This is a genomic window from Cobetia sp. LC6 (assembly GCF_030264805.1).
In the GTDB taxonomy this organism is placed as follows: domain Bacteria; phylum Pseudomonadota; class Gammaproteobacteria; order Pseudomonadales; family Halomonadaceae; genus Cobetia.
Genome location: NZ_JASSPL010000001.1, coordinates 469,760 through 483,557, shown reverse-complemented (window position 1 = coordinate 483,557; position 13,798 = coordinate 469,760). Strand labels below are relative to the sequence as shown.

Here is a 13,798-nt window from a genome sequence, read left to right as displayed (position 1 = left end):
CGAATGATCGGACACTGCGCCGCCAGACATCGCAAGCGGAACGGCGTCATCATGCCTGAGAGGTTCGGCGCTCGGCCAGTGTTGCCAACCAACCCTCACCTCGCGGTGTCAGGGCAGTCAATTCGGCCTCGCGTCCTTCGTCGGCGACGAACAGCGTGATGCGCAGATCCGGCGTGGGCAGAAAGCCCTGACCACAGCTCGGCCACTCGATCAGCGCCAGGCTGTCGGCGGCGAGCAGATCGCGCCCCCCGATGAACTCGAGCTCTTCAGGGTCGGCGAGGCGGTAGAGATCGAAGTGGTTGATGTGCCACTCGCCACCCTCGGCCCGTGGCAGCACATAGGGTTCCACCAGCGTGTAGGTCGGACTCTTGACCGCGCCCTGGTGGCCATAGGCGCGCAGCACGCCGCGGGTCAGGGTCGTCTTGCCCGCCCCCAGCTCGCCCTCCAGGAATACCAGCCCGCGGCCGGCAAGGATATTTCCCAATTGAGTGCCGAAGGCAACCTGGGCGTTTTCATCAGACAGAAGTATGCGCATCTCGGGCCCGTGGATTGAGCAATAAATGCATATAGGATGCCAGATCACCTGCAAGCAGGCCACGTTCACCACGCTCCTGTACCGCCTGATCGGCGGCCAGGGCATGCACCAGCACCCCAAGCCGTGCCGCCTGCGCCATGGCACGCGTGACTCGCCGGGCCTGCGCCGCCTCATCCTGGGTGGAACGCAGCTGGCGTGCATCGAAACCGCCGTTGAGCGCCTGCGCCGCCAGACCCGCGATGATGCCACCCAGCACATCGCCCATGCCGCCACTGGCCATGCCCGGGTTACCGTAGGGGCAGAGCGCCACCGCCGGCCCCTCGAGTACCCCCTCAGGGCTCGCCACCAGACTGCCCGCGCCCTTGAGCACCACGCTGCCGCCGAAACGCTGCTGAAGCGTTCTTGCGGCTGCGATCCGGTCGTGTTCGATGTCCGCCACACTGCAATCGAGCAAACGTGCGGCCTCGCCGGGATGCGGCGTCAGCACCCAGTCGTCGCGGTGGATGATGTCGCCTTCGCTCGCGCGCCAGGCCAGCAGGCTCAGCCCATCGGCATCCACGACCAGTGGCTGACCCGCCGCCAGCACCCGCGACATGCCGCCCCAGCCCCACAGCATGCTCTCAAGACTCTCGGTACCCATGCCCGGTCCGACCAGCGTCACGCTGGCCTGAGCCAGCTGTGATTCCAGCACGGCGAAGCCATCGTGGCTGCTGCCCTCCGGGCCACTCTTGAGACCGCGCGCCATGACCTCGGGGCAGCGCGTCAGGCTGGCACTGATATGCGCGGGCGCCGTCAGCAGCGCAACCTTGCCGGCACCAGCCCGCGCCGCCGCCTCACTGGCCAGCAACACCGAGCCCCCCAGCCCCGGCCCGCCGCCGAAGACCAGCGCGCTGCCGGTATCGCCCTTGTGGGCCAGCGGCGAGCGCGGCACCAGCTCGGATTCCAGCCAGCGCGGTGTCAGGCGCTGCACGGCATCCTGGGCCAGCAATGCCGCGGTTCGCGACTGCGCGACCACCTCCGGCAACACGCGCGCCGCACCCAGGCGCGCCAGACTGACATGCCCGGCATGCAGCTCGGCGCGCCCGGTATGCAGGCCCGGCTTGTCGACCAGAAACGTCAGCGTCACATCCGCTTCCACGGCGACACCGGCGACCGCGCCCGTCGCGGCGTTCAAGCCTGAGGGCACATCCAGCGCCATGACATGCACGCCCAGCCGATGAGCGTGATTGATGCGCTCGATGGCTTCAACCACGCTGCCGCGCGGCGCATCGCGCAGACCGATGCCGGTCAGTGCATCCACCAGCAAGGGCCAACCCTTGAGCAGCGCATCCGCCGCACCCTCATCGGCCTTTGGCCATGCCAGCGTCTCGACGCCCGCCTCGCGCGCCGCGATCGCGGCCAGCTGCGCATCACCGGTCAAGGCATCCTCCGGCGTCAAGGCGATGACCCGCACCTCGAAGCCCGCCAGCAATGCAAGGCGCGCCAGCAGATAGCCATCGCCGCCATTGTTGCCGCCGCCACACAACACGCACATCCTGCGCGTCTCCGGCCAACGCTGGCGCAGCAGGTCAAACGCCGATTGCGCGGCGCGTCCCATCAGGCGCTTCTCCACCGGCGCTTCGCTCTGGCCACTGTCAGCGGCGACGGTTTCCTCCGCGAGCATCCAATGCTCCAGATCGCGCAGCGCCGCCAACGGCCACAGGCAGTTGACCGAACGCCACAGCGTCATGGTCTCCGAAGATGCCGGGGGGCAGGTCTGCTCAGAGGTCGATTCGTGCGCTGCCATGCCTACACTCCTTGTCTGGGTATTCGTTGCCTGTCTGGACGCTCATTGCCTGCCTGGATGTGCGTTGCCTGTCGTGAGGCATGGCGCTGCATGCCGCCTTCCTTTCTACCACCTTTATCTGCCGTGCACGCCCCGACAGGCAGCACGCTTGGGCTGACCGGCAAGTTGCGCTAAGGTGGCGCGCCTCTGCCCTCGATCTCGCTGGAAACCCCATGTCTGCTTCGCACTCCTCCACTGCTGCCGCATCACCTGATGACACCGGGAGCCCCGCCGCCGATGAACAGGCCATGGCGGAGCTGGCGACGCGCATCAAGACATGGGGGCGCGAGCTGGGTTTTCAGCAGATCGGCATCACCGATGTCGACCTCACGGCCCATGAGGCCTATCTGGAGCGCTGGCTGGCCAACGGCCATCACGGCGAGATGAACTTCATGGCCAAGCACGGCACCAAGCGCACTCGCCCTGAGGAGCTGGTGCCCGGGACACTGCGCGTCATCAGCGTGCGCCTCGATTACCTGCCGCCTGAGGTCGAGACCACTCAGGTGCTCAGCCAACCCGAGCGCGCCTATGTGTCACGCTACGCGCTGGGGCGTGATTACCACAAGCTGATGCGCAAGCGACTGGCCAACCTGGCCAAGCAGATCGAGAAGGAGGTCGGCAAGTTCGGCTATCGCGCCTTCGTCGACTCCGCCCCGGTGATGGAGCGTGCCTTGGCACAGAAAGCCGGCATCGGCTGGTTCGGCAAGAACGCCATGCTGATGAATCAGCAGGCCGGCTGCCTGTTCTTCCTGGGCGAACTCTACACCGACCTGCCCCTGCCGGTGGACGCGCCCTTTGAAAAGGAACACTGCGGCAGCTGCAACGCCTGCAAGGTCGCCTGCCCGACGGATGCCATCGTCGAGGACAAGGTCGTCGATGCGCGGCGCTGCATCTCGTACCTGACCATCGAGCTAGATGGCGCCATCCCCGAGGAATTCCGTCGCCCGATGGGCAACCGCATCTACGGCTGCGATGACTGTCAGCTGTTCTGCCCCTTCACACGCTTCGCCAAGGCGACCCAGGAGACTGACTTCTCGCCGCGTCATGATCTGGATCGCATCGAGCTGATCCGCCTGTTCTGCTGGGGGGAGCAGGAATTTCTCAGCAAGACGGAAGGCAGCCCGATTCGACGCATCGGCTACGAGAAGTGGCTCTCCAACATCGCCATCGGGCTGGGCAACGCGCCATGGTCGGAGCAGGTCGAGCATGTGCTGCGCGCCCGCCTGGCCTACCCCAGCGAGCCGCTGCGCGAGCATGTGCGCTGGGCGCTGAAGGAGCAGGCCATCAAGCGCGGCGCCCGCCTGGCCACCGCGCTTTGAGAGGCGTTGCCTCGTGGGCTATCGCTTTGAATGGAGGAACGATGCTTAGACGATGCCCTGCTGGGTCAGCTTGAGAAAGGTCTTGCGGTAATGCGCAAGCTCCGCCAGTGACTCACGGATATCGTCCATCGCCTGGTGGGTCGCACGCTTCTTGAAGCCGTCGAGCGCGACCGGATTCCAGCGCTTGGCCAGCTCTTTCAGGGTCGAGACATCGATGTTGCGATAGTGGAAGAATTCTTCCAGCAACGGCATCTCGTGCTGCAGGAAGCGACGGTCCTGATGCACGCTGTTTCCACACATCGGCGAAGCGCCTGCCGCCACGTGCCGGGCCAGGAACTCGAGGGTCTGGCGTTCGGCTTCGGCGGTATCTATCTGACTTTCCTTGACGCGCTTCACCAGCCCGGATTCACCATGGGTGCGCGTGTTCCACTCATCCATCGCCTCCAGCAAGCTGTCCGGCTGATGCACGGCCAGCACCGGGCCTTCGGCGATCAGATTGAGGTCGCCGTCGGTGACCAGCGTGGCCACCTCGATGATGCGCTCACGCGCCGGGTCGAGACCGGTCATTTCCAGGTCGATCCAGACGAGGCGGTCGGCCTGCGCGGTGGGATTTGCCATGGGTCACTCCTTGCTGAACAGATGATGGAATGGCGCGGGACGCCAGTCGATGACAGCAGTATCACACGCCATCCCGGGGCGTCGCACGACACCCGAGGGCGCAAAGGGTACAATCGCGCCGCAAAGGGGGGAAGACTCTCCCATCCCTGGCGAACGAACGGCGACCGGAGTCACCAGCCAAGCATGAGTAAACGCAAGCTAAGCCGCCAGCAGCAATGGCGAATCGAGAAGGTGCAGGCCGAGCGTACCAAGCGCGCCGAAAAGCGCGAGACGCAGGACCGCGACAAGCTCGACGCCGGCGAATATGGCCCGGAGCAGCATGGCCGTGTCATCGCCCACTACGGGCGCAGCCTGGAAGTCGAGAGCGAATCCGGCAGCCTGCACCGCTGCCACCTGCGCGCCAACCTCGAGACGCTGGTCACCGGTGACCGGGTCATCTGGCGCGAAGCCAGCGATGCCAGCGGCGTCGTCGTCGCGCGTGGCGCACGTACCACCGAGCTTGAACGCCCCGACATGCGCGGCGTGCTCAAGCCGGTGGCGGCCAACATCGACCAGATCCTGATCGTGTTCGCCGCCGAGCCCGCGCCGCAACCCAACCTGATCGACCGCTATCTGATCGCCGCGGAAGCCACCGGCATCACGCCGGTGCTGGTGCTCAACAAGGTCGATCTGCTGCCGGAAAGCGGCGGTGAACTGCGCGACCTGCTGGCACGCTATGAAGCACTCGGCTACGAAGTCGTTGCCTGTACCACCCGTGGCGAGTCGGGGCTTGATGCCCTCAAGGCCCAGCTCAGCGATCGCACCTCGGTCTTCGTCGGCCAGAGTGGCGTCGGCAAGTCGTCCCTGATCGGCATGCTGCTGCCCAGGGAAGAGGTTCGCGTCGGCCCGCTGTCGGCCGAATCACGCCAGGGCATGCACACCACCACCACCGCCTGGCTCTATCATATGCCGGATGGCGGTGACCTGATCGACTCGCCCGGCATCCGCGAATTCGGCCTGGTGCACCTGACTCCCGAACAGGTCACCGACGGCTTCCGCGAGTTCCACGACTATCTCGGCTATTGCCGCTTCCGCGACTGCAAGCACGAGAAGGAGCCGGGCTGCGCCCTGCTTAAGGCCGTGGACAATGGTGAGATCGGCCGCGTACGCTTCGAGAGCTACAAGAAGATTCTGCTCTCGCTGACCGAGAGCTGATCAGGCGCGATCCAGAAGCCGTCAAAAAAAGCCCCGCCAGGCAGTCACTGCCTGGCGGGGCTTTTTCATGCTCGACACTCTCGGGATGCATCACATCATCGAGACACATCACAGCCTCGAGACACATCACTGCCGCTTTCCAGGGCTAGCCTTCCAGCAACAGCAGCAGTGAGAGTGCGAACAGCACCCACATGGTCGGGCGGACCTCGCGCGCCTTGCCGACGCCGAGCTTGATGACCACGAAGCTCAGGAAGCCGAACACGATACCGTGGGTGATGGAGTAGGTCAGCGGGATCATCACCATGGCGATGAAGGCCGGAATCGCATCATCGAACTGGTGCCAATGGATCTTGCCGATCGGCTCCATCATGAACACGCCGACCAGGATCAGCGCCGGAGCAGTCGCGATGGACGGCACCAGCGACAGCAGCGGCGCCAGGAACAGGAACGGCAGGAAGCAGAGCGCCACCACCACCGCGACCAACCCGGTGCGTCCGCCCTGACTGATACCGGCCGCCGATTCGATGTAGGCATTCGCCGGACTGGTGCCCAGTGGCGCGGACACCAGCGCCGAGAAGGCATCGACCATCATCGAGCGTCGGATATTGCGCGGGTCACCATTCTCGTCCTTCAGGTTGCCTGCCTCGGCCACCGCCATGAAGGTCGAGAGCGCATCGAAGAACACCGTGAACAGGATGACGAAGATGAACGGCGCATAGGCCACCTTGAGCGAACCGAGCAGGTCCAGCGCCAGCAGGCCACTGAAATCAGGCGCGGCGAAGATACCGGTGAAGTTGACCAGTGTCGGCTGAGCGATCTCCGGCGGGAAGTAGGCGCTGCCATCCCCCCACAGACGCCCGATGGTGGTCGCCATCAGGGTCGTGACGATGATGCCGATGATCAGTGCGCCATGAATGCGCTTCGCGACCAGAATGGCGGTCAGCGCCAGCCCCAACAGGAAGACCACCAACGAAGGCGTCATCGGCGCCACACTGACCACGGTGACCGGGTTGGAGACGATCAGCTTGGCATTCACCAGACCGATCAAGGTGATGAACAGGCCGATACCACAGGCGATGGCGTAGCGGAGCTGAGCGGGAATCGCATCGATCACCAGGCGGCGCACGTTGAACATGGCCAGTACTGCGAAGATGACGCCAGCCCAGAACACGCAGCCCAGCGCGACCTCCCAGCTCATGCCGCCGCCCAGCACCATGGTGTAGGCGAACAGGGCATTGATGCCCATGCCCGGCGCGACCAGGATCGGGTTGCGCGCGTACAGCCCCATCATCAGGCTGCCGAAGAAGCTGACCAGCACGGTCGCCGTGAGGGCCGCACTGAATGGCACGCCGGCGGCTGACAGGATGCCGGGATTGACCACGATGATGTACATCGACGCCATGAAGGTGGCGATGCCCGCCAGCACTTCCGTGCGCGTCGTGGTGCCTTCGGCACGCAGTGAGAATAGGCGCTCGAGCAAGATGATGACTCCCGTTCAGGATGAAGCGATTGAGTAGCAGCTCAGCGTCGACGGGTCGCCGACACGCCGCACCAAAATGACACACATTGAGCGCCAGCACCGCACCCGAAAAGTGCAGCAGCGCCACTGGCGACAGACAGTGTATTGCCTGAGGCCGCGAAGAGGATGCCTCGAGGGCCAATGTTGCATTCGCCACCGGGCGCTGGGCTGAAACAAGATCTACTGGATCTACTGGTCTATCTCACCAGCTGACCAGAAACCCGTCCTTGAAACTGTCCGGAATCCGGAAGGCTGTCCAGGAGGTCAGGTCGTGGCGCACACTGGGCTTTCACACGTTCGCCCCAGAATGTGACGCACGGCATTATACTGAAAACATGTCGTTTCAGGGGACAAGATGGCAAGGAATCTGGCGCGACGACACTTCGCCTCACCGCAGTCACTTGATTGCATCTCTTGATCACAGTGACTTGACCACAGTGCCAGCCGACGTGCCATGATGCCGGGAGGATCACTCTCTTCGTAGAAGCAAGGATTACGCCATGTCTCACGATTCTTCACACCCTTCCCCCTCGGAAGCCGACCTGCTGCCCTTGATCGTCGAACCGCAGCAGCTCGCGGAGATGCTCGACCATCCTGATATCGTGATCGTCGACGTGCCGCTGAAAGCCGAGAGCCATGCGCGTCACGTGCCCGGCGCTCGTCTGCTCGACTTCAAGCAGCTGGTCGGCAGCAATGACGATGACATTCCCGGCGTACCGAGCCCCGAGGCGCTGTCTGAGGTGATGTCAGCCCTTGGCATCACCCGTGACAGCCATGTGGTGGCCTATGACGATGAAGGCGGCGGCTGGGCCGGACGCCTGCTATGGACCCTCGCATTGCTCGGCCATACCCGTTACAGCTACCTCAATGGTGGCCTGCACGCATGGCAAGGCGATGGCCTTCCGCTGAGTGACGCCACCAGCGACTGGAGTCCCAGCGAGTATCACGCCGCCTACATGGACACCAGCGTGATGGCGACGCGGGAGGACATTCTCGACCGGCTGGCGGCCGAGGACCCGCAGGAAAGCGTCGTGATCTGGGATGCACGCTCGGCGGAGGAATATCGCGGCGAGAAGGGCCAGAACGCCCGCCTCGGCCATATTCCGGGCGCCGTGCATTTCGAGTGGACCGAGGCCATGGACCGTGAACGCAACCTGCGCATCCGCGACTATGCGGAGCTGGTGACCGAACTGGGCGCTCGCGGCCTCAACCCCGAACAGCACATCGTGACGCACTGCCAGAGCCATCACCGCTCCGGCCTGACCTGGCTGGTGGGTCAAGCGCTTGGCTTCAGCGATGTGCGCGCCTATCCGGGCTCCTGGAAGGAATGGGGCAACCGTGACGACACGCCCATCGAACGCTGAGGGCGCTTGATCGTAGACTGGAATGCCCCTTTCGAACGCCAGCACGCCAAGCCAAGCCATGCCGGAATGACACGCATGGCCTGCCTGGCAACTGTCGCCAGGCCCACGACTGCGGCAATTCGCAGGCTTGAGCCGTTATTGGCGATGGGCTAAGGTGCAGCCCAACTGCTGGCCGCCGCTGTTGCCGGCCAACGCCCGCCCTCTCGAGGAGCGGGCTTTTCATTCCTGAAGTGCCTGCAAGGATCGCCATCGTGGATCGCGCCAAGCTGTTTTCCCTGAGCCAGTACCCACTGCCCCAGCACCTGATCTCACGCCTCATCGGCCGTGTCGCCGCCTGCACCAACCCGTGGGTCAAGAACACCTTCATCGAGCGTTTCATCAAGGCCTACGGCGTCAACATGAACGAGGCGTTCGAGGAGAATCCACGTGCCTATGCCTGCTTCAATGACTTCTTTACCCGCGCCCTGAAGGCGGACGCCCGCCCCATCGGTGAAGGCCTGGTATCACCGGCCGATGGCGTACTGTCCCAGTTCGGCAATATCGAACATGGCACCCTGGTACAGGCCAAGGGTCAGGCATTCTCGCTGACCCAGCTGCTGGGCGGCAGTGAAGAGCGCGCCGCACCCTTCCGCAACGGCCGCTTCGCCACCGTCTACCTGTCACCGAAGGACTACCATCGCGTCCATATGCCGGTGGCCGGTCGTCTGATCGAGATGGCCTACGTTCCGGGACGCCTGTTCTCGGTCAACGAAGCCACTGCCAAGCACGTACCGGGCCTCTTCGCGCGCAACGAACGCCTGGTCTGCATCTTCGAGACCGAGCATGGCCCGATGGCCATGGTGCTGGTGGGCGCGATGATCGTCGCGGCGATCAAGACCGTCTGGAGTGGTCAGGTCACGCCGCTTTCCGGTGATGTCGAGACGACCCGTTTCGATCAACTCATCGAGCTGGCGCATGGCGCCGAGATGGGCCGCTTCCAGCTCGGCTCCACCGTGGTGATGTGTTTCCCGGACAGCGTCGAGTTCGATGACGCCCTGACGCCGGGCCAGAAGGTCAGCATGGGTCAGTCACTCGGCATGCGCCCGCCTGCGACAGCACCGGCCCCGAGCGAGTCAGAAGCGCATGCGGCAGAGACAGCGCAGGACACGCCGACCGCAGACGAGAAATAACGCCAGGCCTGGCGCAGCGCGAGCACAACGTGTGCGCATAAAACTCGCACATGAAAATCGAGCATAAAAAAAGGGAAGCCCCTGGCTTCCCTTTTTAACGACAGGAGCCTGACTGCGCTCCTCGTCTTCTTGCCTTGTCCGCGATGAACGCTGCCATCGGGGTGATCACTACCTTCAGTGCCCAAACAGATCAGAGTCCTCCATGACAGGCGTCACGCTCTCACGACGCGACTGCCGGATGATGCCTCGAAGGCTCCGAGGGTTCGAGCCATCATCTGTCGCCTTCTTTCACCATGCCCGATAAAAGAAGACCCGCTGCGACCATTGCCCTGGTCCTGCCATCACCTTGCCTGCGGCTTCGCCGGCAAGCGCCAACCCTCCACGCTGACCTCTCCAGTCTAGTCAATGCACGCTCGGCAAGCGTGTCGGCAATAAACGCTGGGATTCACGCAAATCACATCAAAAGCTGCCTTTAAAGCCTACTCTCAAGCACGTGATGCCGGGAAAGCGATGACCGCCGAGATATCGCGCTCCCCCAGCGCCAGCATGATCAAACGATCCAGCCCCAGCGCCACCCCGCTCCCCGCGGGCATGCCCGCCTGCAGGGCCGCCACCAGGCGCTGGTCGGCCGCTACCTCAGGCAGGCCCCGGGCGACTCGCGCGGCATTGTCTTCGGCAAAGCGCGCCGCCTGCTCACTGGCATCGGTCAGCTCGTCATAGCCGTTGGCCAGCTCGATGCCCGCCACGTAGGCCTCGAAGCGCGATGCCACCCAATCCCCCGCGCTGTCCTGGTGCTTGCGCGCCAAGGCAGCCTGCGCAGCTGGGTACTCGGTGACCAGCTCCACGGTGGCTTGTCCCTGCGCTTCTGCGCCCTGTGCTTCTGCGCCCTGCGCCCCAGAGCCCAGGCTCGGCTCGATCACCAGGCTCATCAGCGCATCCAGGCAGGTCTCATGCGACCAGCTATCAGCCGCGACCTCACATTCGCGTGCGCAGGCGGCTCGCAGTTCCTCGAGCGTGGCCGTGAAGGGGTCCAGCGACAGCACACGGCGAAACAGCGCACGGTAAGGCGTGATGGCAGGCCTGGCCTCTGCATCTTGAGACTCACTGAGCAGCGACGGCTGGCCGGTCAGCTGTGCCCCGAGCGCCATCACGCGCCGGATCAGCTCGCAGGTCTCCATCATCATCGCCTCAAGGTTCATGCCGGGGCGGTACCACTCCAGCATGCAGAACTCGGGATTATGGCGACGGCTGACCTCGCCATCACGGAAGGCACGCGCGATCTGGAAGATCGGCCCGCTACCGGCCGCCAGCAGACGCTTCATGTGAAATTCCGGCGATGTCTGCAGCCACAGCGGCACACGCTCACGCTCACCCGGAAACTGCGCGGTCAAGGACAATGACGCGAGACCGACATCCGTCGAACCGGCCCGCCCCAGCACCGGTGTTTCCACCTCCAGCACTTCACGCTCGATGAAGAAAGCCCGCACCTCACTGATCAGACGCGCGCGCTGGACGAGTCGCTCGCGCGTGGCAGTGGGTGCCCAGTCCTCTACCAGGGCAGCGCCTGGCGCGGCAGCGGCTGAAAGAGGTGAAGCAGCGGCGGAAGAATCGGCATCAGACATGGGAAGCTCGAGGAAGGGACCAGCAGAAGACGTTGGCCAACCGGGAGGGCTGATCGACACGATCACCCTCCACGTATGACCAGCACGAAAGAGAAGCACAAATGAGCAGCACAAACGATGATGCCCCGCACGAGGCGAGGCATCAGGGTGTTCACGACGTGAGCGAAAGGGCTCAGGCGCGAGACACGTACTCGGCGCTGCGGGTATCAACCTTGAGGACTTCGCCCTGGTTGATGAACAGCGGCACACGCACCACGGCACCGGAAGACAGGGTCGCCGGCTTGGAGCCACCGTTGGCGGTGTCGCCCTTGAGGCCCGGGTCCGTCTCGACGACTTCCAGTTCGATGAAGTTCGGCGGCGTCACGGCAATCGCGTTGTCGTTCCACAGCGTGATGGTGTAGACGACCTGCTCCTTCAGCCACTTGACGTTGTCGCCCAGCGCCTTGCCATCGACAGCGTACTGCTCGAAGGAGCCATCGGTACGCATGAAGTGCCACATCTCACCGTCGGTGTAGAGGTATTCCATGTCGACTTCCATGACATCGGCGGCTTCGATGCTCTCGCCGGACTTGAAAGTACGCTCCCATACACGACCGGTCTTCAGGTTGCGCAGCTTGACGCGGTTGAAGGCCTGACCCTTGCCCGGCTTGACCAGTTCGTTATCGACGATGGCACAGGGATCATTGTCCAGCATCACTTTCAGACCGGACTTGAATTCGTTGGTAGAATAGTTGGCCATCTTGCTCGCTCTCGACTCGTTAACGGGTCTTGCCCGCCATGAATTCCAGATTGCAGTCAATTGGCTGCAATCATGACTAGAAGTGATGCGCATGATAACCCGAACCCCTGCATCCTTGCATACCATCCCGCACAACAGCCACGAAAGTCGTGCCTCAGAGGCCTTCTCGACTGCCGCTGAAACCCCGTCTGCCCCGAATGACTGGCGTGCACAGCTACGCGATGTGATCCGCTCTCCACAGGCTCTGCTGGAGCGTCTGGGGCTGGAGCGCGAGTGGCTGACGGGCGCCCGCGACGGGCATGAGCTGTTCGCGATCCGCGTGCCCGAGGCCTATGCCAGCCGCATCCGCGCCAATGACCCCGACGACCCGCTATTGCGCCAGGTGCTGCCGCTGGACGCCGAGACCGACGTGCTCGACGGCTACGTCACCGACCCGCTGGAAGAGGCCGAACATACACCACTGCCGGGGCTGATCCACAAGTACACCAACCGGGTACTGCTGATGGCCAGCGGTGGCTGCGCGATCAACTGCCGCTACTGCTTCCGCCGTCACTTCCCCTATGATGACCATCAGCCCAGCCGCGCGCAGTGGCAGGATATCCTCGACTACCTGCGCGCCGACGAGCGCATCCACGAGGTGATCCTGTCCGGTGGCGACCCGCTGGTCTCCCCCGACAAGCGCCTGGCATGGCTGGTGGAGTCACTGGACGAGATCCCGCATCTCAAGCGCCTGCGCATCCACACGCGCCTGCCGGTGGTGATTCCGGACCGCGTCAATGACGAGCTGCTCGGCTGGCTGGGCACCACACGCCTGCAGAAGGTGCTGGTCATTCACACCAACCATGCCAACGAGCTGGACGATGCCGTCGCTGCCGCCATGACTCGCCTCAAGAGCGCCGGCGTCACCCTGCTCAACCAGGGCGTCATCCTGCGCGGCGTCAATGACAGCGTGGAAGTGCAGACGGCCCTTGCCGAGCGTCTCTTCGAGTGCGGCGTACTGCCCTACTACCTGCATGCCTTCGACCCGGTGCAGGGCGCCGCCCACTTCGCGGTCAGCGATGACGAGGCCTGCAACCTGATGGAAGCGCTGCTTGAGCATCTACCCGGCTTCCTGATGCCGCGCCTGGTACGTGAAGTGCCAGGACGACGCTCCAAGACACCTCTGTCCAAGCCCCCTGTGTCCAAGCCCCCTGTGTCCAAGACCACAGTGTCCAGGACACCTCCGGGAGTCGACGCCACCACTCACCCTTCGGCGTCTTCCCCTGCGGACGACGAGCGCGAGCCATCTTCGCTCAACCTGACGGGTATCATCGCCAGTGCGTGATTGGCGCACTGGCAGCGTGAGGCAACAACAGGCGGCGTGCCGCACAAAATTTGCTACTATCGCTGGCCAATTTCATCATCGGCACACGCCCCGAGAGGCGTGGCCACGCTCAAGGAGCCCATCACATGCCTCATCTCGTCATTGATTATGCCGACAGTCTGGCCCCCAGCCTCGACATGGACGCGATCATGGATGACCTGCATGCCGCTGCCATGCAAAGCGGCCTGTTCAAGGAAACCGACATCAAGGTGCGCGCGGAAAGCTGGCGTCACTGGCGTCTGGCCGGCAATCAGGCACCGCTGGCGCACAAGCACGGCTTCGTCAATCTGCACTGCCATCAGCTGGAAGGCCGCAGCGATGACGACAAGTCACGTCTGGCGGATATCCTGATGGAGGCCCTCAAGCCTCACTGCGAGGCAGCCCGCGAAGTCAGCGTGGAGATCGTCGAGATCACCCGCGCGACCTATCGCAAGCACAAGGCCTGAGCGCACGGATTCCTCACTGCCCCTGAGGCCATATACGAAAACGCCCCGTGGCCGAAAGCCACGGGGCGTTTTTCCTTCTCGCGAT

At 63.9% G+C, this 13,798-nt stretch carries 12 protein-coding genes; 6 read left to right on the top strand and 6 right to left on the bottom strand.

The window, feature by feature from the left end:
• Positions 1-49 precede the first annotated feature (49 nt).
• Together tsaE and QQF40_RS02075 are read right to left on the bottom strand one after the other, a co-directional pair.
• Entirely contained in the window at positions 50-535 is a 486-nt protein-coding gene (gene tsaE / locus QQF40_RS02080; protein WP_043335197.1) for a tRNA (adenosine(37)-N6)-threonylcarbamoyltransferase complex ATPase subunit type 1 TsaE, read from the bottom strand.
• Positions 516-2,321 carry an NAD(P)H-hydrate dehydratase gene (locus QQF40_RS02075; protein ID WP_285460238.1) on the bottom strand — a complete coding sequence of 602 codons (1,806 nt, stop codon included), beginning with the start codon at positions 2,319-2,321 and terminating at the stop codon, positions 516-518. Before QQF40_RS02075 ends, tsaE begins: the two co-directional genes overlap by 20 nt.
• Before the next feature lie 287 nt (positions 2,322-2,608).
• On the opposite strand from QQF40_RS02075, the gene queG reads away from it, so the two are divergent.
• Positions 2,609-3,679 carry a tRNA epoxyqueuosine(34) reductase QueG gene (queG, locus tag QQF40_RS02070; protein ID WP_285460417.1) on the top strand — a complete coding sequence of 357 codons (1,071 nt, stop codon included), beginning with the start codon at positions 2,609-2,611 and terminating at the stop codon, positions 3,677-3,679.
• A gap of 45 nt (positions 3,680-3,724) precedes the next feature.
• Here the strand turns inward: queG and orn are convergent, their stop codons facing one another.
• A complete protein-coding gene (gene orn, locus QQF40_RS02065; RefSeq protein ID WP_285460237.1) occupies positions 3,725-4,297 on the bottom strand; it encodes an oligoribonuclease in 573 nt (190 codons plus the stop codon).
• Positions 4,298-4,480: 183 nt separating this feature from the next.
• Here orn and rsgA point away from each other — a divergent pair, with 183 nt between their 5' ends.
• A complete protein-coding gene (gene rsgA / locus QQF40_RS02060) occupies positions 4,481-5,491 on the top strand; it encodes a small ribosomal subunit biogenesis GTPase RsgA (protein WP_285460236.1) in 1,011 nt (336 codons plus the stop codon).
• 145 nt (positions 5,492-5,636) lie between these two features.
• On the opposite strand, the gene QQF40_RS02055 is transcribed toward rsgA, so the two are convergent.
• On the bottom strand, positions 5,637-6,971 hold the full coding sequence (locus QQF40_RS02055) for an NCS2 family permease (protein ID WP_285460235.1): 1,335 nt from the start codon (positions 6,969-6,971) through the stop codon (positions 5,637-5,639).
• 539 nt (positions 6,972-7,510) lie between these two features.
• Between QQF40_RS02055 and QQF40_RS02050 the strand changes: the two genes are divergently transcribed.
• Together QQF40_RS02050 and asd are read left to right on the top strand one after the other, a co-directional pair.
• Positions 7,511-8,374, top strand: a complete 864-nt coding sequence (locus QQF40_RS02050; protein ID WP_175089740.1) for a sulfurtransferase — start codon at positions 7,511-7,513, stop codon at positions 8,372-8,374.
• Between the two features lie 251 nt (positions 8,375-8,625).
• Positions 8,626-9,543 carry an archaetidylserine decarboxylase gene (asd, locus tag QQF40_RS02045; protein WP_285460234.1) on the top strand — a complete coding sequence of 306 codons (918 nt, stop codon included), beginning with the start codon at positions 8,626-8,628 and terminating at the stop codon, positions 9,541-9,543.
• Between the two features lie 485 nt (positions 9,544-10,028).
• Here the strand turns inward: asd and epmA are convergent, their stop codons facing one another.
• Entirely contained in the window at positions 10,029-11,099 is a 1,071-nt protein-coding gene (gene epmA, locus QQF40_RS02040) for an EF-P lysine aminoacylase EpmA (RefSeq protein ID WP_285460415.1), read from the bottom strand.
• Positions 11,100-11,337: 238 nt separating this feature from the next.
• On the bottom strand, positions 11,338-11,904 hold the full coding sequence (gene efp / locus QQF40_RS02035) for an elongation factor P (protein ID WP_175089738.1): 567 nt from the start codon (positions 11,902-11,904) through the stop codon (positions 11,338-11,340).
• Positions 11,905-11,995: 91 nt separating this feature from the next.
• Here efp and epmB point away from each other — a divergent pair, with 91 nt between their 5' ends.
• Together epmB and QQF40_RS02025 are read left to right on the top strand one after the other, a co-directional pair.
• Positions 11,996-13,228, top strand: coding sequence for an EF-P beta-lysylation protein EpmB (gene epmB, locus QQF40_RS02030; RefSeq protein ID WP_285460233.1), 1,233 nt, complete (start codon positions 11,996-11,998; stop codon positions 13,226-13,228).
• 125 nt (positions 13,229-13,353) lie between these two features.
• Positions 13,354-13,713: a 5-carboxymethyl-2-hydroxymuconate Delta-isomerase gene (locus QQF40_RS02025; RefSeq protein ID WP_043335180.1), complete on the top strand. Its 360-nt coding sequence runs from the start codon at positions 13,354-13,356 to the stop codon at positions 13,711-13,713.
• Positions 13,714-13,798 lie beyond the last annotated feature (85 nt).

Excerpts from the sequence above, each read along its gene's own strand:
- epmB (WP_285460233.1), top strand. The coding sequence starts at position 11,996 with ATGATAACCCGAACCCCTGCATCCTTGCATACCATCCCGCACAACAGC.
- queG (WP_285460417.1), top strand. The coding sequence starts at position 2,609 with ATGGCGGAGCTGGCGACGCGCATCAAGACATGGGGGCGCGAGCTGGGT.
- orn (WP_285460237.1), bottom strand. The coding sequence starts at position 4,297 with ATGGCAAATCCCACCGCGCAGGCCGACCGCCTCGTCTGGATCGACCTG.
- QQF40_RS02075 (WP_285460238.1), bottom strand. The coding sequence starts at position 2,321 with ATGGCAGCGCACGAATCGACCTCTGAGCAGACCTGCCCCCCGGCATCT.
- QQF40_RS02050 (WP_175089740.1), top strand. The coding sequence starts at position 7,511 with ATGTCTCACGATTCTTCACACCCTTCCCCCTCGGAAGCCGACCTGCTG.
- rsgA (WP_285460236.1), top strand. The coding sequence starts at position 4,481 with ATGAGTAAACGCAAGCTAAGCCGCCAGCAGCAATGGCGAATCGAGAAG.
- QQF40_RS02025 (WP_043335180.1), top strand. The coding sequence starts at position 13,354 with ATGCCTCATCTCGTCATTGATTATGCCGACAGTCTGGCCCCCAGCCTC.
- tsaE (WP_043335197.1), bottom strand. The coding sequence starts at position 535 with ATGCGCATACTTCTGTCTGATGAAAACGCCCAGGTTGCCTTCGGCACT.
- efp (WP_175089738.1), bottom strand. The coding sequence starts at position 11,904 with ATGGCCAACTATTCTACCAACGAATTCAAGTCCGGTCTGAAAGTGATG.